Genomic DNA, 19,830 nt, shown 5'->3' with positions numbered 1-19,830 from the left:
GGAGCCGAAGCGATGAACTGGATCACCAATTACGTTCGCCCGAAGATCAATTCGATGCTCGGCCGGCGCACCGACATGCCCGAGAATCTCTGGATCAAGGATCCCGAGACTGGCGAGATGGTGTTCCACAAGGACCTGGAATCCAACCAGTTCGTCATCCCGTCTTCCGGCCATCACATGAAGATCTCGGCCAAGGAGCGGCTGAAATTCTTCTTCGATGACGGCAAGTACGAGACCCTGGACAATCCCAAGGTCATGCAGGATCCGCTGAAGTTCCGCGACGAGAAACGCTATGTCGACCGGCTGAAGGACGCCAAGGCCAAGACCGGCCTGGAAGACGCCATCATCAATGCGCTGGGGACCGTCGAGGGCTTGCCGGTGGTGGTGACGGTGCAGGATTTCGCTTTCATGGGCGGTTCGCTCGGCATGGCTGCGGGTGATGCCATCGTGCATGGCTTCGAGGTCGCCTTGCAGCGCAAGCGGCCGTTGATCCTGTTCGCCGCCTCCGGCGGCGCGCGCATGCAGGAAGGTATTTTGTCCCTTATGCAATTGCCGCGCACCACGGTTGGTGTCGACCGGCTGAAGGAAGCCGGCCTGCCCTACATCGTCGTGCTGACCAACCCGACCACCGGCGGCGTCACCGCCTCCTATGCCATGCTGGGCGACGTGCACATCGCCGAGCCCGGCGCGCTGATCGGTTTTGCCGGGCCGCGTGTCATCGAACAGACCATCCGCGAGAAGTTGCCGGACGGCTTCCAGCGCTCCGAATATCTGATGGAGCATGGCATGGTCGACATGGTGGTGTCGCGGCTGGAGCTGCGCGAGACCATCGCCCGCCTGTTGAAGATGCTGCTCAAGATGCCGGAAGAGCAGAAGCCTCTGGAACCGGAAATCTTGCCGCCGGCCGTGGTTGCCGCCGAAGTCCGGCCGCAAGCTTGACGCTACATCGACATGACGCGAGACTGGCCTGACGTGAGACTGGCCTGACGCGACATTGGCCGCCGCGAACAGCGATTGCGCGGCATCCGTTGCGCGCTGTAGCCTTTCGATAGCCGTGGTCTTTGCGGGAGCGATTCTGGCTCCAGGCCATGCACGGGATTTGCCATGACGACGCTTGCCGCGGACCGCGAAATCGAAGCCCTGATGGCGCTTCACCCGAAGGGCTTCGACCTTTCGCTCGACCGCATCTCGCGGCTGTTGGAGCGGTTGGGCAATCCGCAGGACCTGCTGCCGCCGGTCATCCACATCGCTGGCACCAACGGCAAGGGTTCCTGCGCCGCCTTCTCGCGGGCGCTGCTGGAAGCCTCCGGCCGGCTCGTCCATGTCCACACCTCGCCACATCTGGTCAGCTGGCACGAGCGCTACAGGCTGGCCGCCGAAGGCGGCGGCAGGCTGGTCGACGACGACATCTTCGCGGAGGCCATTGCCCGCGTTGCCAAGGCCAATGCAGGCCAGAAGATCACCGTCTTCGAAATTCTCACCGCCGTCACCTTCATCCTGTTTTCGGAACATCCGGCCGATGTCGCGACCATCGAGGTCGGTCTTGGCGGCCGTTTCGACGCCACCAATGTGATCGCGCGGCCGGCCGTGTCGGTGATCATGCCGGTGTCGATGGACCATGAGGCCTATCTCGGCGATCGCGTCGAACTGATCGCCGCCGAAAAGGCCGGGATCATGAAGCGTGGCTGCCCGGTGGTCATCGGCGCGCAGGAAAGCGAGACGGCGCTGCAGGTGCTGATCGACGCCGCCGAGCGGCTGGAATGCCCGACCCTCGTCTACGGGCAGGATTTTCTCGCCTTCGAGGAAAACGGCCGCATGGTCTACCAGGACGATGATGGGTTGATGGATCTGCCGCCGCCGCGCCTGCCCGGTCGGCACCAGTTCGCCAATGCGGCCGCCGCGATCGCCGCGGTCAAGGCGGCCGGCTTCGAGATCAGCCACCGCGCCGCCGAGAAGGCAATGACCAACGTCGCCTGGCCGGGCCGCATGCAGAAGCTGGCGCAGGGCCGGCTGGCGGAACTGGCGCCGAAGGGCGCCGACATCTGGCTCGACGGCGGCCATAATCCCGGCGCCGGCGTCGTCATCGCCGAAGCGCTGGCCGAGCAGGAAGAAAAGAACCCGCGTCCGCTCTTCCTCATTTCCGGCATGATCAACACCAAGGACCAGGCCGGCTATTTCCGCGCCTTCAAGGGCCTCGTCCGGCATGTCTACACCGTGCCCGTGAGCATGAGCGATGCCGGTGTGCCGAATGACGAACTGGCGATCCGTGCCACGGAAGCCGGGCTGACGGCCGAACCGGTAAGCTCCGTCGCCAGCGCCCTGATGCTGCTGCGCGACACCTGGGACGGCCCCACGCCGCGCATCCTGATCGGCGGGTCACTTTACCTGGCCGGCGCGGTTCTCGCCGAGAACGGCACGCCCCCAACCTGAGGCCGTCCATCGCCTCGTTATCCCCCGGAGTAGCGAGGAGCGAAGCGAAGCAGCGCAGACCCCAGGAACCGCGACTTCAAAGCGCCGCAGCGGTGCGGAATTTCCTCCGCTGTATTCGTCGATGGCCGTCACAGCATGGATACCTGGGTCTTCGCGACGGAGCTTCGCTCCTGCTTCGCCCTGGTATGACGAAGTTAGGGAGGTCTCGCTCAGCGTCAGAGGTGCCGCTTACTTCAGCTCAATCTCGATAAAAGCGTACTCGCCCTCATTGGCGCTGACGACGTCGTGTTCCACTCCCTCCTTGCGGAAATACGGCGCGCCTTTCTTCATCTCGGCGAAGGTTTCGCCGTCCTTGGTCACCAGCTTCAGCTTGCCGTCCATCAGTGGCACCACGACATAGTCGTGGCCGTGGCGATGCCAGCCGGTGTTGTCGCCCGGCTGGAAGCGGTACTCGGTGACGATGACGCGTTCGTTGTCGATGAAGACGGTGGCCTTGGCGGATCCGGTCATTTCTCTCTCCCTGCTTCTGCTGCCAACAGAGGACATGGAGTGGCCCGATGTGAGGGCCAGAGCGGCGCACCGATGACGCCAACAAAAAGCCCGGCGCGATGGCCGGGCTCAATGCTTCGAATTCAGATGGCATCAGGCGAGATTGCCGTTGACCCAGTGCGACAGTGCGGTCTTGGGCGCGGCGCCAACCTTGATGTCGGCCACTTCGCCGCCCTTGAAGATCATCAGCGTCGGGATCGAGCGCACGCCAAACTGGGCGGCAAGCTCGGGATTTTCGTCGATGTTCAGCTTGGCGATCTTTACCTTGGCGCCGAGCTCAGTGGCGATGTCTTCGAGCGCCGGTGCGATCATCTTGCAAGGGCCACACCATTCCGCCCAGAAATCAACCACAACCGGCACCTGGGCATTAAGCACGTCAGCCTGGAAATTGTTCTTGTCGACCTTGACGGTGGTCATGCGGAAATCCTTTCGAAATTTTTCGTCCCACCAAATGTGGTGGTTGTCGCGCCCTTCTTCAAGCAGTTCTTGTGTCACGCTCCCGTGAGTCGGGCAAGGGCGTCGTCCATGGCCCGGGACGGCAGTTCGATCAGCCTTGGCGCTTCGGTGAACAGCAGGGCTGCCTTGACCTCCCGCCCGGGGTAAAGCGGCTGCAGCAGGGCGCGATAGAGCGCGAGCTGAAGCAGATAGGCCGGCGGGACTTCCGCCAGGGAGGCGGGTGCGGGCCGGTTGGTCTTGTAGTCGACGATCGAGACCGCATGCGGGGTCACCGCCAGCCGATCGATCTTGCCGGAAATGGAGCGGATCTTGCCTTTGACCTCCAGGCTGCCCATGATTGCGACCTCGGCGCGCGAGGAGGGCGCGAACAGATGACCGAGGCCGGGGTCGGCAAGGATGGCGATGACCGATGCCAGGGCCTTTTCACGCTCGGCCTCAGGCCACGCCGCACCCGTTCGGGAGAGATAACGCTTCGCAGCGTCCACCCGTGCGTCCTCGGCGATGCCGGGCAGCATCTGCAGCAGTTTGTGCAGGGCGAGCCCGCGCAGCACGGCAAAACCCGGCTCGGCAGCGGCGTCCAGCACCGGCGACGCCTTGTCGACCACCGCTTCCTTGCCTTCCTCGATCAGCGCCGAGGCGCCCGACGGCGACAGAGGACGCGGCAGGTCCTCGAAAGGCGGCAAGGGCCTGAACAGGGTCGTCGGCAAGGGTCCGAAAGCATCGGCCTGCCGTGCCTGTTCGCCTGGACTTGGCGCAACCGGCGGCAGTTTGGTGATGTGGAAACGGTAGACAGGCTCCCCGTCGGCAGGATGCGGACGCTGTTCGCTTTCGGGCGCGCCGCTCAGCGCGCGGCTGACGATCGAATGCCAGGTGCCGGCGTTCGGCGCCCGCTTGCCGTGATAGCCGCAGACGATAAGCCGGTCCTCGGCGCGCGTCATGCCGACATAGAGCAGCCGGCGGTACTCGTCGTCGGCGAGTTCGCGGGCGCGAGCGGCGGCCGTCTTCGAGAAGCCGTTGGCGACGTCGCTGGCCGAACGCCAGAGATAGCCCCTGCCATCCCAATGTCGGCCAGAGCCGTCGAAAGGCATCAGGCGCGGTAAATGCTGGTCGCTGAACGGGGCGGAACCGCCGTCGACCAGGAACACCACGGGCGCCTCCAGGCCCTTGGCCGCATGCACGGTCATGACCCGGACTTCATCGCGGGTCTGGTCCATCTCGCGCTTGATCTCGGGGCCGGCGTTTTCCAGTGTCGACAGGAAGGCTTCCAGCCCGGGCAGGCCGGTCCGCTCTTCGGCAAGGCAGAAGCTCAGGAACTCATCGAGAATATCGCCGGCTTCCGGCCCGAGCCGCGCAATCATCTTGCGGCGTACGCCATCGCGCGCCAGCAGGGCGGCATAGAATTCGAACACCGGCTTGAAGGCGGCCTCGTCAGCCCAGCCGTCGAGTTGCGCGACGACCGCCGCGAGCGTTTCGCTTCCGCCGGCATGCTGGCGTAGCGATGCCGCCAGCGACACGCCGGACGGCCGTTGCGCGGCGAGCGTGAACAGTGTCTCTTCCGACAGGTCGAAGACCGGACTGCGCAGCAGAGCGGCGAGTGACAAATCGTCCTGCGGCTGGATCAAAAGGTGGCCGAGCGCGATCAGGTCCTTGACGGCAATATGGCCCGACAGGCTCAGCCGGTCGGCGCCGGCAACCGGGATGTCGCGGCGCTTGAGCGCGCGGGTCAGCGCGTGGACGAAGCTGTCGCGCTTGCGCACCAGCACCAGCACGTCGCCCGGCCGCAGCCGCTTGCCACGCCCCTCGATGATTTCCCCCTTGCCGATCCAGCCGGCAATGGTGGCCGCGACATTCTCGGCGACGCGTACCGCCGGCGCATGGGCATGATCGATCGCTTGCGCCCAGTCGTCGGGTTCGTCGACGGCCTCAGCGCCGATCGACGGCCAGACCTCGACATAGCCTGGCGCATCGGTGCGGATCGCCTTGTGGTTCAGTGGATCGGGATCGTGGCTGATGCCGCGCCGCACGATGGGGTCGGCAAAGACCCGGTCGACGGCGGCCAGCACATCGTCAGTGGAGCGGAACGACCAGGTCAGCTTGAGGTCGGCGAAGGACGCTTCGGCATCGCGCACACGCCCGGCGAACAACAACCGGCTGTCGGCGAAGGAGTCGGGTGCCGCACCCTGGAAGGAGTAGATCGACTGCTTCTCGTCGCCGACGGCAAAGACCGTGCGGTGGACCCGCTCGCGGGCGCCGAAGCCGGCAAAGAATTCTTCCGCCAGCCGCTTCACCACCTCCCATTGATCCGGGCTGGTGTCCTGCGCCTCGTCGAGCAGGATGTGATCTATGCCCTGGTCGAGCTTGTATTGCACCCATGGGCCGGCATCGGGCCGCGCCAAAAGGTTCACCGTGCGGGTGATCAGGTCGTTGAAATCGAGAAAGCCGCGGCCGCGCTTCAGCACTTCGTAGCGTGCGATCAGCCAGTCGGCGATGGTCAGGGCCGCGCGTGTGCCCTCCAGCATCCGGAATAGCGCCAGCCGGTCGACAGTCTCCATGATGGCCCTGGCGGCCGACACATAGCGCTCGGCCAGCTCAGGCAGCCGGTCGGTGAGCGCCTTTTTGAACGCCTTTGCCGGATCATAAGGATCGCCGTCGGTCTTGAGGAAGGCTCTTGCAAGCAACGGCAGCCGGCGGAGAGGGTCGCTCTCGGCGAAGGCCTGGCGCGCATAGGGCAGGATGTTGTTCAACACCGACCTGGCGTCGGTGGCTTCGGCTGCCTGGGCAAAGCCGGCAAAATAGTCCGGCAGGAAACCAGGCAGCGGCCATACAGATGCCGCTATGCCTTCGGCGGTCTGGCCGGGCTGGAAATGGAATTCATCGAACAGCGGCTGGAAGCCGTCACGCCCGACAGCATCGAGGAAATGGCGCAACCCGTCACGCTTGCGCACGATCTCGCCAAGCAAGGCGTCGAGACCGGCTTCACCGCCGCGTTCCAGGACAGTGGCGAAGGCCTCCGCCAAAGTCCTGTCGCCGGCGGCGGAGATCATCTCGCGGCGCGCAGCGGCGAAAAGCGAGGCCTCCATCTGGCTGTCGAGCATTTCGAAATGGGCGGGGATGTTGGCTTCCAGGGGGAACTGATGCAGGACGGATTCGCAGAAGGCGTGGATGGTCTGGATTTTCAACCCGCCAGGCGTCTCCAGCGCCTCGGCGAACAGGCGGCGGGCGCGGCGCATGGTGTCGCGATCGGCCCGGCGCCCTTCCAGCGCCTCTATTTTGGCGGCCAGCTCCAGGTCACCCAGCGATGTCCATTCCGACAGCGTGGAGAAAACCCGGTTCGACATGTTGGCGGCCGCTGCGCGCGTATAGGTCAGGCACAATATCTTCGAGGGATCGGTGCCGTTGAGCAGCAGCCGGATGACGCGCTGGGCCAGCACGTGCGTCTTGCCCGATCCCGCATTGGCCGACACCCAGGCCGAATTGCCGGGATCGGCGGCCCGGGCCTGGCTCGAAGCCGTATCGCTCGGGACCGGATAGGCTTTCTTCATGCCTCCCCTCCCTCATCCCCGGCGTCGCCGCCGGCGGACCATTCGAGCACGCGGGCGAGGTGGTCGTAATCGCCATCGGTTTCGCCTTCGCGAAACGGCAGCGCACGCGACAGATAGCCGGTCGCCGGGTCGGCATAATGGATCAGCAGTTTTTCCAGCCGCGCCCAGGCCTCTTCGGCAAGATCGGCGGCGGTGCGTGGTTGGCGGTTGTGTTCGAGTATGGACTCCTCGAACACCTCCCCATTCGGCTTCAACCTGATGAAGGCCAGTTGCGACGGTTCGCGCGTGCCCAACTCCTTGAATGCGCCACGCCTGAGCAGCGCCCCTTCCAACGCCAGTTGCGGCGCCAATAGCGTATGGGCCTGTGCCTTGGAAGGCGATGAGCCCGTCTTGTAGTCCAGAATGTCCGCCATGCCGCCGGCCAGCAGATCGACACGGTCGGCATAGCCGGACAGCGTTACGCCGGACTGTCCGACCACAGTCTTGCCGGCGCGCTCCTCGGCATGCCGCTGGATGACCGCGTCGGCGCGCGTTCGCTCCCATTCGATGATGTTGGCGGCGAGCTTTTCGAACCGCGGCCACCACACCGCCTCGATATCGGCCGGAAGCGCCGCCTCGGCAAAACAGGCGCGGCCGGCGGCGATGAGCCCGGCCAATGCGTCCGGCGCGCGCGGGTCGGCCACCTCGGACGAAAAGAGATGCAGGATGGCGTGAAACAGCGTGCCGCGCTCCGCCGCACCCGGATCGCGGACGAGCGGATCGAGCGGCGTCAGGCCAAGGATCCTCCGGGCATAGACAGCGTAGGGGTCGCGGCGCAGCGTCTCGATCTCGGTGACGGAGAAATGCGTCGGGCGGACCGAGAGCGGTGGCTTCGGCTGCGGCCGTGGCGCGAAATCCCGCTTCGGCCCCGTGTCGAGCGCGCGCGCCCAGGCGAGCAGCTCATCGCCGCGCCGGCGCAGTGCCGCCGCCTGATCGTTGCCGATGAAGGTGAGCAGCCGCTGCAACCAGCGCGACGGCACGGCGGGCGCGTCGCCGGCACGCGCCGAGCGGGCCAGCACCACATGTCTCGCGCCCATGGCCATCTGGAAATCATGCGCGGCAAGCCCGATGCGCCGCTCCGGCGGTTCCAGGTCGATGCCGGTCTTCATCAGCCGCGACATGAAGCGGTCGCTCTCCGGCTTGCGCGGCCAGACCCCTTCGTTGAGCCCGCCGATTACCAGCGTGTCGACATCCTGCAGCCGCGCCTCCAGGGCGCCCCAGATGGCGATGTTCCTGTCGGTGCCTTGCGCTGGCTTGACGGTCTCGGGCGCGATCAGCGCCTCCATCACATCGGGCCATTCGATTGCCGCGAACGACAGCGGCGCCGAAGCCGCGACCAGCCCGCGCAGCAGTTCGGCGAGCTTTTCGCCGGCATCGCCGGCGTAGAGTTCGCCAAGACCACCGTCGGCGGAACGGCCGAGATTTTCCAGGGCAGCGACGCTGGCTTCGACCAGCGCGGCAAGGCCGGCCTCCGCCTGGCCGTGAAAGGCCGAAAGCGGCGCCAGCGCGTCAGCCAGGCGTGCGAGAAGGGTCCGCGCAACCTCAATGGAGCGCACGGTCAGGCGGGCAAACCAGAACGGCGGCCGGCTGCCGTCGCCTAGCCCGGTGAGGCGGGCCTCGAAAAGATCCGGCAGCGAAGCGATGTCAGGGCGGCCGGTGCCGCCGCGCAGCGCCACCAGTTCGACCAATTCCGCCGCGTGGCGCACGTTGACCCGTTCCAGACCCAGGCCAAGCAGGGGATGCTTGAGCAGCGACAACAGGCCGACCGGATCGCCCGGCCGGAACACCGCTTCGAGCGCCAGCCTGAGCAGGCTGGCCGCCGGCGTGTTGGACAGCGGCGTGCCGCCGGAATCGTCGGCAACGACACCGAAGCGCTTGAGCTCGACCGAGACGCGGCGTGCCAGCGCGCGGTCGCCGGTCACGAGAGCGGCCCTTTGGCCGGGTTCTTCCACTGCCTGCTTGAGCGCGACGGCGATCGCGACGGCTTCGTCGCGCTCGCTTGCCGCCTCCAGCAGCGTCACGTCGGCGAAAGCGCCGGCGATATCGGACGCTGAAAACCCGTTTCGTGTTTCCGCCCATAATTCCGTGGTCTCGGCCGGCCGCAGCGCCTCGCCGACAAGGGCGGCGCGGCGCGCGAGCTTCGGCTCGGCCGCACCGATCTCCTCGACATCGCCGCGCAGCACGCCGATCTTGCCGATCAGCTTTGCCAGGCCGTATTGCGGATGGCCCAGCACGGCTGGACGCGCGCCGGGAGCGACGAGAGCCTGGAAGGAGGCTTCGTCGAGCATCTGGTCCAGGCCGGGCAGCACGATGGCACCGCCGGACAGGCCGGCGATGGTCGCAAGCAGTTCCGCCGTGGCGGGTATGGAGCCAGTGGACCCCGCGGCTATGACCGGCCCGGCGGGTGGATTGCGCCGCAGCCGCGCGGCCTCGGCACGGATCAAGGCGCTGCGATGCGCGGCTGGGTTGGAGCGGTCGCTCTCTGCGAGGAATTTCGGCCAGGCATCGGTGACGATGCCGAGGAATTCGAGCGTGACCTGCCACCATCCGGCAAGGTTGCCGCTGACGAGGCCGGCAAGTTTGGCCCAATCGGTGCCTTCCGTCTCGATCTCGTCCATCAGTCCGGCCAGATCGCGCGCCAGCCAGATCGCGTCGGCGGTGGAGGCCGGGACGACGATCTCCTCGGCGAAGAGGGCCGCGACATGGGCGGGCAACCGGCGTTTCCACGCCCGCACCAGCGGCGTCAGTAGCAACAGTCTCTCGGTGGCGGGGATCGCGGGCGCGAGATCGATTGCCGCCGTTGGATCGGTCTCGAATGCGGCCTCATCCTCGTCGAATTCGCCGAGCGGCCGGATCACCGGCAGGATCGCCGAACCGCCGCCGCCACGCGCCTTCAGGCTGTCGACGAAGACGCCGCGCAAGGCACGAGCGGCCCGGCGCGTCGGCACATAGATGGTAACATCGGCCAAAGCGAGGGGGTCACCGTCGAACCGAAAGCCGGGGATAAGGCGGCCGTCAAGCAGCGCCTCGGCCAGCGTCGGCAGAAACGGCGCTCCGGAGGGAATGGAGAAAACGCGGCTTGAGCCGCTCATTGCGATCCGATGAGTGCGCCGGCCACTGCGTCTTCGGCGAGCGGAATGGCATCGGGCGTGCCGACGGTTATCCAGCGGCCATGCATCGGCATGCCGAACAGGCGGCCGCCGGCAATCGCCTTGTCGAAATAGGCATTGAGCGAATGCGGTTCGGCGGGTGCGTTTTTGAACAGGCGCGGATGGATGATCGCGGCGCCGGCATAGATCAGGCCAGCGGGATCGCCTTTCGAACGCCGCAGGGCACCGTCCGGCGCCACCAGGAAATCGGTGCTGCCACAGTGCCCTGTCGCCTGATGGAGATCCGCCAGCATCAGCAGAATATCCATTTTCGCGACGTCCCATGCAAGGGCGAGCCGCCCGAGATTGAGCGGGCCGTGGTCGATCCAGAATGTATCGGCGTTGAGGATGTAGAACGGCTCCTGGCCGAGCTCCGGCAGCGCCTTGACGATGCCGCCGGCGGAATCGAGCAGCCGGCCGCTCTCATCGGAAATGACGACGCGCGGCGCGCGGCGGGCGGCCACATGAGCGACGATCTGTTCGGGAAGGTAATGGACATTGACCACCGCCTTGCCGACGCCGGCTGCGGCCAGGCTGTCGAGGCCCCAGTCGAGCAGCGTCTTGCCGGCGATGCGGACCAGCGGCTTGGGGATGGCGTCGGTGATCGGCCGCATGCGCTTGCCGAGCCCGGCGGCAAGTACGATGGCGGTGTCCGGTCCTGTCGTCACAGCGCTCGTTCCTCCAGCAGCCCGTGCACATTGTAGAAATCCCGCAGGTCGGCGAGCGCGGAATGCGACAGCGCCCGCTTGAGATAGTCGCGGATGCGCGGCAGGTGCCTGAGATAATAGGGCTTGCCGTCACGTTTTTCGAGGCGCACGAAAATGCCCAGAATCTTGGAATTGCGCTGCGCGGCCATGATTGCATAGGCTTCGAGGAAGCTTTCTTCGTCGAAGCCGCCCGCTGCATGACGCGCGGCGACATAGGCGTCGAGCGTCCGCTTCTCGATCTCGGGCGCCATGGTGACGCGGGCGTCCATCGCGAGCGAGGCGACGTCATAGGCGCAAGGCCCGATCAGCGCGTCCTGGACGTCGACGATGCCGAGCCGGTCGAGGCCGGACCGCTCGCCGCGCCAGATGATGTTAGGCGAGTGGAAGTCGCGCAGCATCAGCGTGTATTCGCTGCCTTGCAGCCGGTCGAGAAGCGCATTCCATATCTTGTGGTAGCCGGAACGCAGCGCCTCGCTTGCCGGCTCGCCCGATATCGCCGGCACGTACCAGTCGATCAGCAGGTCCGCCTCGATCAGCATGGCGTCGCGATCGAAGGGCGGCACGTCATGAACGACGCCGGGAGCCGCCTCCATGCGGTGAGGCCAGGCCTTGCCGTGCATCATGGCAAGCAGTTCGGCCGCCGCCTCGTAACGTTCGGCGACCGGCTCGCCATTGCCGTCGAGGAAACTTTCCGAGCCCAGATGCTCGAGCAACAGGAAACCCTGGTCGAGATCCTGCGCGTCGATCCTGGGCACCGCGACCCCGGCGGCCAGCAGCGCACGGTCGATGGCGACGAAGGCGGACACCGACTGCGCCGTATGGGCGATCACGGCATAGGGCTTGCCGTCGCGCACGGGCGGGCCGAGCACCAGCCGCGGCGAGTTCATCAGCACGCGCGGCGCCTCGCCGGCAAGCGTTACGATCTCATAGGAGCGGGCCGAGGCGTCGCCGATGAAATGCCGGCGCCGCGCTTGCCCCCAGCCGGCGCTCTCCAGAAAGCCGCGCATGGCCAGCGAGCGCGCGACACGGTCGAAGGTAGCGCCTTGCCCCGACAGTCGGGCCAGCCGGCCCTCGCCATGCTGGACGAGTTCGATCAGCACCGTCGCCTTGGGCAGATAGCCGTCAGCCCGTTCGGGCCATTCGATCAGGGCGGCACCTTGCGCCAGCGCCTCCTCGAAGCCGAGTTCGTCGAGCTCGGCCGCCGAGGACAGGCGGTAGAGATCGAAATGGTGAACCGGCACGCGGGTATCGTAGCTCTGTACAAGCGTGAAGGTCGGGCTCGGCACTTCGAGACCGGCATCGTCGGCCAGCACCCGGATCAGTGCCCTTGCCAGCGTCGATTTGCCGGCGCCGAGATCGCCCTTGAGCGCCAGCACGTCGCCCACGCGCAGCGCCAACGCCAGATCCTCGCCCAGCCGCGCTGTCTGGGTCTCGTCGGCGAGCAAACGCTCCAGCACAGGTTCCGTCATCGAGCGCGCTACTCGGCCGCTGCGCGGATACCCGGCATGTCGGGAAAGGTGCAGATGACGGTCGTGCCCTTGTCCTTGCCGGTTTCGATGCGAACGGCGCCGCCATGCAGTTCGACAAAGCTCTTGACGATCGACAGGCCGAGGCCGGCGCCGCGCCGGCGGCCGCCATTGGCGCGCGGTTCGAAGCGGCGGAACACCGAATCGAGCACATCGGGCGGCATGCCAGGCCCGTCGTCGTGAACCGAGAACTCGACCCCGTCCGCCAACTGACGGCAGGCCAGCCGGATGGTGCTGGCCTCCGGCGCGTAGTTGGCGGCGTTGCTGAGCAGATTGTAGAGGATCTGGCGGATGCGCGTTTCGTCGCCATGGAACGTCTTCGGCGCGGCGGCGGCATCGACCGCGAGCCGGATCGAATGCTCCTCCAGCCGGTCGGCGACAAGCTCGGCGGCAGCCGCGATGGTGCGGTCCACATGCACCTCGGAAATGTCGAGCTGCATGATGCCGGCATCGACGGTCGCCAGGTCGAGTATGTCGTTGACGATGGTCAGCAGCACCGAGGAGGACGAGCCGACATGTTCGACATATTCGCGCTGCTTCTGCGTCAGCGGGCCAGTCGCCGGCAGCGACAGCAGCTCGGTGAAACCGATGATGTTGGTCAGCGGCGAACGCAGTTCGTAGGACACATGCTGGACGAAGTCGTTCTTGAGCTGGTCCGATTTCTCCAGCGCCTCGTTCCTGTCCTTGAGCGCGCGTTCGACATGGACGCTGTCCGTGACGTCGACGAAGGTCATCATCACTTGCCCGTTGGGCAGCGGAATCACCGCGTAGCGCAGCACGGTGCCGTTGTTGAGCTCGGTCTGGCCGTGACGCTCGCGGCGCTCGTCGTCGAAGCCGGTGATGGCGGCGACAAAGCCGGGCCAGGGGCTCTCGACCGCCTGCCGATCTGAGAGCTCGCGTATGGTCGATACGTGCACATTGGGCTTGGCGACTTCCGTGCCCAACCCCCACAGCGTGGCAAAGGCCGGGTTCGACAGCCGCAGCCGGCCATCGGGACCGAACACCGCCACGCCTTCGGCCAGATTGTCGAGCGTTTCGCCCTGGACCCGGACCGCGGTGCGGTAGCGGCTTTCGAGATCCATCTTCTCGGTCAGGTTCTCGAACACCCAGGTGACGCCGCCCTTGGGTTGCGGGTTGGCGACGACGCGGATGGTCTTGCCGTCCGGCAGGTGCCACCAGTGTTCCTGCGATTCGACCGCTCGATAGGCGCCGAGCAGGCCTTCCTTCCAGCGGCGCCATTCCGGCTGTTCGGCGATCTTGCCTTCGCTGCGCAGCCGGTCGAGCAAAAGGGCGTTGTCGGGCGCGCTGTGCAGGAAGCCGCTGTCGAGCCCCCACAGTTTCTGGAAAGCCTGGTTGAAGAAGCGCAGCTTCTCGTTCGTGTCGAAGATGGCGACTGCCGTGTTGAGCTGATCGAGCGTATCGGCATGGCTGCGCACGGTCCGCTCATATTCGCCGCGGATGGCCTCGATGGCGCTGGTGTCGCAGGCAAGGCCGGCCGAACCGTCGGCGCCGGCAAAGTCGGTCACGGCAAACACGCGGCGGTCGCCTTCGATCACCGTCGAAAGCGATTGCTCGAACACCGGATGCGATTTGTGCTGGGCGGCGATGGCCTCGCGGGCCTGGCCGCCGAGGAATTCCTGGGCGTCACGCACGGCGGCTTCAGCGTTCTCGGCTTCGACCGCGTCGGCATAGGCCCGGTTGACCCATTTCAGCCGGCCATGCTCGTCACGCAGCCATGCCGGCATCTTCAGCGCCTCGAGCAGGCCGATCATCGTGTCATGGTCGGCGGCCAGCCGCTGGTTGTCGATCTTGAGCCGGGCCTGGCTGCGCTGTGTCTCGGACAGCGAGACAAACCGCACCAGCACATGGGCCGCGCTCTTTCGGCCATGCACTTCCAACGGAGCGCCGGCCTGCGATTCCACCACCAGGTCGAACGGTCTGCCTTTTTCCCGCAAACCCGTCACGGCATGTTCGAGTGCCGCCGCCGAGCGCGGCATCAGCCAGCGCCCAAAGGCGAGGAATGCGGCCCGTTCCTCCGGCGCTCCGCTTTCGGTCGGCAATGTGCCGATGAGCTCGGGTTTCTTGTTTTCCGAGGCCCAGACGACCACACGCTGGTCGCGCAGATTGAGCAGCGCTTCCGAACGTCGCAACGCTGCGCTGATATCGGCGACGCGGCTTCTCAGCTCGACATTTTCCGCCGAGGTGCGCGCGCGTTCGCGAATGAGAACGATGGCCGACAGGAATGCCGCTCCCATCACTCCGGCAAAGACGGCTAGCTGCATGACCTCGATCGTGCTGACCGAAAGGCTGGCCGCCACTTCGGCGCCTTGGGCGCATGCAACCCCACCAAGCAGCGGACCGGCAAGTGTGGAGCCGGCAAGCAGCAGCCCCGCGCGGCCACGCCACGAAGGGCGCCGCGAGCCAGTGGTCTCCGAATCCTGATGGCCGCCGGAAACGGCCTGTCCCGCGTGAAGCGGGTTTTCCCCCGGCATGTCTTGGTCCTCTTCGCCGCCTGAATGCAAGACCGCCCTGACGCGTGCGCCGGTCCTCGCCCCTGGACCCGCGAATCACAACAATAGCGCCTGCTGGAATCGGCGTGAAGAATCATTCGGCGCAAAAATAATGCCGGGCGAAAAGTCAATCGCCCGGCATCAATATCTTGTAGCAAATTCGGCTTTGGTTAATAGCGGTAGTGTTCCGGCTTGAATGGCCCCTGCGGCGTGACGCCGATATAGGCGGCCTGCTCGCCCGACAGCTCGGTCAGGCGGGCGCCTAGCTTGTCGAGATGCAGGCGTGCGACCTTCTCGTCGAGATGCTTGGGCAGCACATAGACCTGGTTCTGGTACTGCTCGCCCTTGGTGAACAACTCGATCTGCGCCAGCACCTGGTTGGTGAAGGAGGCCGACATGACGAAGCTCGGGTGGCCGGTGGCGTTGCCGAGATTGAGCAGGCGACCTTCCGACAGGAGGATCATGCGCTTGCCGTCCGGGAAGGTGATCATGTCGACCTGCGGCTTGACATTGGTCCACTTCAGATTGCGCAGCGACGCAACCTGGATCTCGTTGTCGAAATGGCCGATGTTGCCGACGATCACCATGTCCTTCATCGAGCGCATGTGGTCGAGGGTAACCACATCCTTGTTGCCGGTGGTGGTGATGACGATGTCGGCGGTCGGTGCCGCATCTTCCAGCGTGACCACTTCAAAGCCGTCCATCGCCGCCTGCAGCGCGCAGATCGGATCGACCTCGGTGACCTTGACGCGGGCGCCCGCGCCCTTGAGCGAGGCCGACGAGCCCTTGCCGACGTCGCCATAACCGCAGACGACCGCGACCTTGCCGGCCATCATCGTGTCGGTGCCGCGGCGGATACCGTCGACCAGCGATTCCTTGCAGCCGTATTTGTTGTCGAATTTCGACTTGGTGACCGAATCGTTGACGTTGATGGCCGGGAAGGGCAGCAGGCCCTTCTTCTGCAACTGGTAGAGCCGGTTGACGCCGGTCGTCGTCTCTTCGGTGACGCCGCGGATCGCTTCCTTCTGCTTGGTGAAGAAGCCCGGCGAAGCCTTCAGGCGCTTCTTGACCTGGGCGTAGAAATATTCCTCTTCCTCGCTCTGCGGATTGGACAGCACGTCCTCGCCGGCTTCGGCACGGGCGCCGATCAAGATGTACATGGTGGCGTCGCCGCCATCATCGAGGATCATGTTGGAGAGGCCGCCATCGGCCCACTGGAAGATCCTGTCGGTGTAGTCCCAGTACTGTTCGAGGCTCTCGCCCTTGACGGCGAAGACCGGAATGCCGGTCTCGGCGATGGCCGCGGCGGCGTGGTCCTGGGTCGAGAAGATGTTGCAGGAAGCCCAGCGGATGTCGGCGCCGAGCGCCTTCAGCGTCTCGATCAGCACCGCCGTCTGGATCGTCATGTGCAGCGAGCCGGTGATGCGCGCGCCCTTGAGCGGCTTCTTGGCGCCGAATTCCTCGCGGCAGGCCATCAGGCCCGGCATTTCGGTTTCGGCGATATCGAGTTCCTTGCGGCCCCAGCCGGCAAGAGAGATGTCGGCGACCACATAGTCCTTGCTATCCGTCATGGCAGTGCTCCGATGCGAATTGTCTTGCTGTGAATTGATCGTTTGGCTTGCGAATTGGTTGCGGATGCGCCCGCGCCGGTCGGCGCGTCGAAGGGCGCGAATTGCCGGCCTGACTAGCAGATCGGGCTTCGCACGACAATGGGATATAAAGAAATCTTTATTCGTGCATGTCTCGGATGGCTGACTTCCGGGTCAGCACTCCTCGCCGAAACGGGAGGCGACGAGCTGCTCCAGCGCGTCCATGACCTCGAGCGCCTCCGGGCCGCTGGCGGTGACGCGGATCGAGTATCCAGGGCTGGCCGCCAGCATCATCAGGCCCATGATCGAGGTGCCGCCGACCTTGACGCCGTCCTTCTCGACATGGACCGAAGCGTTGAAACCGCTGGCAAGCTGGACGAATTTCGCCGAGGCGCGCGCATGCAGGCCGCGCTGGTTGACGATCGGAAACTCCCTGACGATCTGGTCCTTGTCAGGCGACAGCGTACTCATTTGCTGCTCAAAAGCTGGCTGGCGACGTTGATATATTTGCGCCCCGCGGCTTGCGCTTCATCGAGCGCGGCCGCCATGTTGTCGCCCTTGCGGATCGACGACAGCTTGATCAGCATCGGCAGGTTCATGCCGGCGATCACCTCGGTGCGGCCGGACTCCATTACCGAGATGGCAAGGTTGGACGGCGTGCCGCCGAACATGTCGGTCAGCACGATTACACCCGCCCCTGTATCGACACGGGCGACGGCGTCGACGATGTCGCGGCGACGCTGTTCCATATCGTCGTCGGCACCGATCGCCACGGTTTCGAAATTGTCTTGTGGCCCGACGACATGTTCGACGGCATGTCTGAACTCGGTGGCCAGTTGACCGTGCGTTACAAGCACGAGTCCGATCATTCTTTGGTGGCTCCCGTCATCGCCGCTTCACAGGCGCATTTTATGCTCGCCAGCCAATCCAGGCGGCGGGAGCGCTATCTTGTCGACGCGCGGCCCGTTGACAAGCCCAAAATTGCGCCGGCCCACGCCATTTTGACGCATTGCAGCAAAAAACCCAGCGCGGATCATAGAAAAGGCGGGATCGACAGCCGCGCCATCACGGCGAGCAAGGCGGCCGCGACATTGCGCTCGGCCAGATCGATGCGCGCCACCGCGCAGCCGGCGATGTCGTCGCTTGCATCCTCCTGGAAGCGTGCGATTTCGCCGGCCGGCAACAGGCGCACATGCAGATCGACGACGCAGGCCGGTTCGAACGGCAGGGACCGTGGCCCATGTCCCGGCACCTCGGCAAGGCCCTCGATGGTGGCGGGCGCACGGCACACCAGCCGCCCGGCATGGGCTTCGACGAAGAGCTGATCGTCGCCGACCAGCCGCGAGAACAATCCGCGTTTCAGGCAATGGCTGATCAGCGTCAGCGCCAGCGTTGTCTTGCCCGACCCGGATGAGCCGCTGATGAGAATGCCGCTCTCGCCGATCAGCAGCGCCGTGGCGTGTATGTTGTCAGACCGCACGTCGCGATCCCTGGCGATTGGCGGTCATCCCTCGGCCGGGAGCGTCACGACGAAGCGTGCGCCCTTGATCTCGCCGGGCTTGGTGCCTGGTATGTTTTCGGCGGTCAGCGTACCGCCATGGGCCTCGACGATCTGCCTGGAGATGGACAGGCCAAGGCCGGAATTCTGGCCGAACGCCTCGCCGGCGGGCCGGTCGGTGTAAAAACGTTCGAAGATGCGGTCGATGGCGTCGGCGCGGATGCCGGGACCGTTGTCGTCGACGGTCAGGATGTTGAACTTGCCGGCGCGCGCCAGCGACAGGCTGATGTGGCCATGGTCCTCGGGGACGAAGGAACGGGCGTTCTCGATCAGATTGGTGATGACCTGGCCGATGCGCAGATCGTGACCGACGACGACATAGCCCTTGGCGCCCTGCGGCAGCTTGGCGACCTTGAGCTCGATCTCGACCGCCTTCTTGTTGCGCGTGGTTTCACGCGAAACAGCGACGAGGTCGGTGACGAATTTCTTCAGGTCGACGGTGCCGGCATCTTCGCGCGCCAATTCCGCATCGAGGCGCGAGGCGTCGGAAATGTCGGTGATGAGGCGGTCCAGCCGTTTCACGTCATGCTGGATGATCTCCATCAGGCGCGCACGGGAGGTGTCATTCTTCGCCAGCGGCAATGTTTCGACAGCACTGCGCAACGACGTCAGCGGGTTCTTCAACTCATGGGAGACATCGGCCGCGAAGCTTTCGATCGCCTCGATGCGCGCATAGAGTGCGTTGGTCATGTCGCGCACCGCAATCGACAGATTGCCGATCTCGTCCTGGCGGTCGGAAAAGTCTGGGATTTCCTCGCGGCTCTTGACGCCGCGACGCACCCGTACGGCCGCCGCCGACAGCCGGCGCAGCGGGTTGGCGATGGTGGACGCCAAAAGCATCGACAGGATGGCTGTGACGAGCGCCGCGATGCCGAAGACGCGCAGGATCGCCTTGCGTTCGGCGGCGACGATCTTGTCGATATCACCGCCTTCGGTCGACAGCATCAGCACGCCGAGCACGGCGCGAAAACGCTGGATCGGCACCGCCACCGAGACGATCTGCTCGCCCTGTTCCGAGACGCGCACGATGGTCGACGGACTGCCCGTCAATGCCTTGACCACTTCCGGGAAGGCGGCGCCGTTGCCGCCGGGCTGTTCGTGATAGACCGGCAGGTCGGTGTTGCGGAAGAAGTCGAAGATGAATTTCTGGACGCGCTCGACAAGGTCGGGCTCCTCCTCCTCGACCGGCGGCAGGTCGTAGCGCAGGATCTGACCGCGCGAATAGAGATGGCGCGAATCGAGCAGCAAATTGGCGTCGCGGTCATAGATGCGGGCTCGGGTGCGGGTCGGCGAGATCAGCCGCCGCAGGACCGGCGCCACGCGCTCGGGATTGATCGGAAAATCCAGATTGTCGAGTTGGTCCGAGCCAGGCCCCAGGCTTTCGCCGGCCTGCAGCTCAAGCAGTTTTTCCGGGTCGATGCTGATCGAATCCGTCTCGACCGTCGCCGACGCCGCAATCGCGCCGGCGATGATTTCGCCCTGCGTCATCAGGCTTTCGACGCGCGCGTCGATCAGCCCGTCGCGGAAGGTGTTGAGATAGAGGATGCCGGTGACGAGCACCGCCAGCCCGGCGAGATTGAGGAAAAGAATACGCCGCGTCAGGCTGGAAAAGATATGGTGGCCGAGGAAGCGGCGCATCGGCACCGTGATTTTCGACACGAAGGAAGGCATGATGCGCGACGGCCGCCTGGCGGCGCCCGCCGGTCTTGTTCGCTGTGCTTCCACTGCCATCGAACAGCAGCTCCCGCTAGTCCCAGGTTTGACGTATGTCGCAG

At 65.4% G+C, this 19,830-nt stretch carries 14 protein-coding genes; 2 read left to right on the top strand and 12 right to left on the bottom strand.

The features are described from left to right. The first annotated feature begins 12 nt into the window (after nt 1-12). Nucleotides 13-939 carry an acetyl-CoA carboxylase, carboxyltransferase subunit beta gene (gene accD / locus FJ954_RS00845; protein ID WP_015314369.1) on the top strand — a complete coding sequence of 309 codons (927 nt, stop codon included), beginning with the start codon at nt 13-15 and terminating at the stop codon, nt 937-939. A gap of 165 nt (nt 940-1,104) precedes the next feature. Continuing rightward, nucleotides 1,105-2,430, top strand: coding sequence for a folylpolyglutamate synthase/dihydrofolate synthase family protein (locus tag FJ954_RS00840; RefSeq protein ID WP_140660113.1), 1,326 nt, complete (start codon nt 1,105-1,107; stop codon nt 2,428-2,430). A 228-nt stretch (nt 2,431-2,658) separates the two neighbouring features. On the opposite strand, the gene FJ954_RS00835 is transcribed toward FJ954_RS00840, so the two are convergent. The 12 genes from FJ954_RS00835 to FJ954_RS00775 all read right to left on the bottom strand — a co-directional run bounded on the left by FJ954_RS00835 (nt 2,659) and on the right by FJ954_RS00775 (nt 19,786). Then, nucleotides 2,659-2,940 (bottom strand): cupin domain-containing protein, encoded by a 282-nt coding sequence (locus tag FJ954_RS00835; protein WP_015314367.1) that lies wholly within the window; start codon nt 2,938-2,940, stop codon nt 2,659-2,661. Nucleotides 2,941-3,072: 132 nt separating this feature from the next. After that, nucleotides 3,073-3,396, bottom strand: coding sequence for a thioredoxin (gene trxA, locus FJ954_RS00830; protein WP_015314366.1), 324 nt, complete (start codon nt 3,394-3,396; stop codon nt 3,073-3,075). 74 nt (nt 3,397-3,470) lie between these two features. Then, a complete protein-coding gene (gene addA / locus FJ954_RS00825; RefSeq protein WP_140660112.1) occupies nt 3,471-6,977 on the bottom strand; it encodes a double-strand break repair helicase AddA in 3,507 nt (1,168 codons plus the stop codon). Beyond that, entirely contained in the window at nt 6,974-10,108 is a 3,135-nt protein-coding gene (gene addB, locus FJ954_RS00820; RefSeq protein ID WP_140660111.1) for a double-strand break repair protein AddB, read from the bottom strand. The genes addA and addB overlap by 4 nt, the downstream gene beginning before the upstream one ends. Continuing rightward, nucleotides 10,105-10,833: a nucleotidyltransferase family protein gene (locus tag FJ954_RS00815; protein ID WP_140660110.1), complete on the bottom strand. Its 729-nt coding sequence runs from the start codon at nt 10,831-10,833 to the stop codon at nt 10,105-10,107. Before FJ954_RS00815 ends, addB begins: the two co-directional genes overlap by 4 nt. Beyond that, nucleotides 10,830-12,341 (bottom strand): tRNA (adenosine(37)-N6)-threonylcarbamoyltransferase complex ATPase subunit type 1 TsaE, encoded by a 1,512-nt coding sequence (gene tsaE, locus FJ954_RS00810; RefSeq protein WP_140660109.1) that lies wholly within the window; start codon nt 12,339-12,341, stop codon nt 10,830-10,832. The genes FJ954_RS00815 and tsaE overlap by 4 nt, the downstream gene beginning before the upstream one ends. 8 nt (nt 12,342-12,349) lie before the next feature. Beyond that, nucleotides 12,350-14,890 carry a PAS domain-containing sensor histidine kinase gene (locus FJ954_RS00805; protein WP_140660108.1) on the bottom strand — a complete coding sequence of 847 codons (2,541 nt, stop codon included), beginning with the start codon at nt 14,888-14,890 and terminating at the stop codon, nt 12,350-12,352. 188 nt (nt 14,891-15,078) lie between these two features. After that, nucleotides 15,079-16,479 carry an adenosylhomocysteinase gene (ahcY, locus tag FJ954_RS00800; RefSeq protein WP_140660107.1) on the bottom strand — a complete coding sequence of 467 codons (1,401 nt, stop codon included), beginning with the start codon at nt 16,477-16,479 and terminating at the stop codon, nt 15,079-15,081. Nucleotides 16,480-16,671: 192 nt separating this feature from the next. Next, nucleotides 16,672-16,968: an HPr family phosphocarrier protein gene (locus FJ954_RS00795; protein ID WP_015314359.1), complete on the bottom strand. Its 297-nt coding sequence runs from the start codon at nt 16,966-16,968 to the stop codon at nt 16,672-16,674. Then, a complete protein-coding gene (locus FJ954_RS00790) occupies nt 16,965-17,366 on the bottom strand; it encodes a PTS sugar transporter subunit IIA (RefSeq protein ID WP_010912939.1) in 402 nt (133 codons plus the stop codon). The genes FJ954_RS00795 and FJ954_RS00790 overlap by 4 nt, the downstream gene beginning before the upstream one ends. A 164-nt stretch (nt 17,367-17,530) precedes the next feature. Next, nucleotides 17,531-17,977, bottom strand: a complete 447-nt coding sequence (locus tag FJ954_RS00780; protein WP_140660106.1) for an HPr kinase/phosphorylase — start codon at nt 17,975-17,977, stop codon at nt 17,531-17,533. A 24-nt stretch (nt 17,978-18,001) separates the two neighbouring features. After that, nucleotides 18,002-19,786, bottom strand: a complete 1,785-nt coding sequence (locus FJ954_RS00775) for a sensor histidine kinase (RefSeq protein WP_015314357.1) — start codon at nt 19,784-19,786, stop codon at nt 18,002-18,004. Nucleotides 19,787-19,830: the final 44 nt, after the last annotated feature.

This window comes from Mesorhizobium sp. B2-3-15 (assembly GCF_006442875.1).
In the GTDB taxonomy this organism is placed as follows: domain Bacteria; phylum Pseudomonadota; class Alphaproteobacteria; order Rhizobiales; family Rhizobiaceae; genus Mesorhizobium; species Mesorhizobium australicum.
Note: the sequence above shows the minus strand (reverse complement) of the source record. Positions and strands in the feature narration are given on the sequence as shown.

Bases quoted from the DNA above. Each gene is read 5' to 3' on its own strand.
- accD (WP_015314369.1), top strand. From the start codon at position 13: ATGAACTGGATCACCAATTACGTTCGCCCGAAGATCAATTCGATGCTC.
- FJ954_RS00775 (WP_015314357.1), bottom strand. From the start codon at position 19,786: ATGGCAGTGGAAGCACAGCGAACAAGACCGGCGGGCGCCGCCAGGCGG.
- addB (WP_140660111.1), bottom strand. From the start codon at position 10,108: ATGAGCGGCTCAAGCCGCGTTTTCTCCATTCCCTCCGGAGCGCCGTTT.
- FJ954_RS00790 (WP_010912939.1), bottom strand. From the start codon at position 17,366: ATGATCGGACTCGTGCTTGTAACGCACGGTCAACTGGCCACCGAGTTC.
- FJ954_RS00840 (WP_140660113.1), top strand. From the start codon at position 1,105: ATGACGACGCTTGCCGCGGACCGCGAAATCGAAGCCCTGATGGCGCTT.
- FJ954_RS00835 (WP_015314367.1), bottom strand. From the start codon at position 2,940: ATGACCGGATCCGCCAAGGCCACCGTCTTCATCGACAACGAACGCGTC.
- FJ954_RS00795 (WP_015314359.1), bottom strand. From the start codon at position 16,968: ATGAGTACGCTGTCGCCTGACAAGGACCAGATCGTCAGGGAGTTTCCG.
- tsaE (WP_140660109.1), bottom strand. From the start codon at position 12,341: ATGACGGAACCTGTGCTGGAGCGTTTGCTCGCCGACGAGACCCAGACA.
- addA (WP_140660112.1), bottom strand. From the start codon at position 6,977: ATGAAGAAAGCCTATCCGGTCCCGAGCGATACGGCTTCGAGCCAGGCC.
- ahcY (WP_140660107.1), bottom strand. From the start codon at position 16,479: ATGACGGATAGCAAGGACTATGTGGTCGCCGACATCTCTCTTGCCGGC.
- trxA (WP_015314366.1), bottom strand. From the start codon at position 3,396: ATGACCACCGTCAAGGTCGACAAGAACAATTTCCAGGCTGACGTGCTT.
- FJ954_RS00805 (WP_140660108.1), bottom strand. From the start codon at position 14,890: ATGCCGGGGGAAAACCCGCTTCACGCGGGACAGGCCGTTTCCGGCGGC.